Source organism: Gordonia marina, assembly GCF_052036135.1.
GTDB lineage: Bacteria > Actinomycetota > Actinomycetes > Mycobacteriales > Mycobacteriaceae > Gordonia.
Genome location: NZ_JBPSDN010000089.1, coordinates 1 through 1,224, shown reverse-complemented (window position 1 = coordinate 1,224; position 1,224 = coordinate 1). Strand labels below are relative to the sequence as shown.

The following is a 1,224-nucleotide window of genomic DNA, read 5'->3' as shown; positions in this document are numbered from 1 at the left end:
TGAAGCGCCCTGGGTTCCGTTCCGAGTCTCAGCAAGGAGAATCGGAGTATGCCCAAGAAGTTCAGTCCAGAGCTGCGTGAGCGTGCCGTGCGCATGGTCTACGACCGCCAAGCCCGCGAGGGCGGCCCTCGCGCAGCATCGATCCGTGCCGTCGCGCCGCAGCTCGGTGTCGGCACAGAGACGCTGCGGATCTGGTGCAATCGCTACGGCGCCACCGAGCCGGTCGGACCGGGAGAGCCGCTCGAGGAGGAGAATCGCCGTCTCCGGCGGGAGCTCGCCGAGGCGCGACGTGCGAACGAGATCCTGAAGGCCGCCTCAGCGTTTTTCGCAGCGGAACTCGACCGCCCCACGACGAAATGATCGCGTTCGTCGACATGCATCGCGAGAAGTTCGGGGTCGAGGCCATCTGCCGCATCCTCAGTGCGACAGAATGTGGGTTCATCACCTCCCGCGGATACCGCGCTGCCAAGAACAGGCCGGCCTCCGCTCGCAGCGTTCGGGACGAGATGCTGGCGGAGGAGGTGCAGCGGATTCATCAGGCGAACTACAGCGTCTATGGGGTCCGGAAGATGTGGCACGCAATGCGCCACGCAGGATGGAACGTCGGTCGCGACCAGATCGCGAGGCTGATGAAGATCGCCGGCCTGCAGGGCGTTCGCCGAGGTCGAAAGCCCGTCACCACCTGCTCCGCAGACGGAGATGACCAGCGCCCGGACCTCGTTGAACGGCGGTTCGTCGCGGATCGACCGCAGCAGCTTTGGGTCGCCGACATCACCTACGTCCGGATGCTCTCCGGGTTCTGCTACGTCGCATTCGTTACCGATGTCTTCAGTCGCAGAATTGTCGGCTGGGCGGTCGCGCCCACGCTCCACACGGAGTCTCTGCCATTGCTCGCACTGGAGCATGCACTGCAGTCCACCGGGGTGAGCAGGAACGAAAGCGGATTGATCCACCATTCCGACAGGGGTAGTCAATACGTTTCGCTCGCCTATTCGGACGCTCTGCTCGCCGCGGGAGTTACGGCTTCAGTAGGTACCGTCGGCGATAGCTACGATAACGCGCTGGCCGAGACAGTGAACGGCCTATACAAGGCGGAGTTGATCTACTCCAAGCGGATCTGGGAGTCAGTCAGCGAGGTTGAGCTCGCCACGATGGGCTGGGTCCACTGGTGGAACACCTCCCGGCTCCACGAAGCTCTCGGCTACCGCACCCCGGCGAACGTCG

Annotated in this window: 1 protein-coding gene and 1 other annotated feature; the gene reads left to right on the top strand. The window is 64.0% G+C overall.

Annotated features, from left to right (window positions below):
- Positions 1-48: 48 nt before the first annotated feature.
- Positions 49-1,224 (top strand): IS3 family transposase gene (locus ACSEEN_RS21395; protein ID WP_440714255.1). Its coding sequence is split into 2 segments (ribosomal slippage), with 1,177 coding nucleotides annotated over them: positions 49-328 and positions 328-1,224; the frame shifts between segments, so codons are not numbered across the junction. This gene is flagged as partial in the annotation.
- Positions 318-451 (top strand) — a sequence feature (AL1L pseudoknot). Its footprint overlaps the gene before it by 134 nt.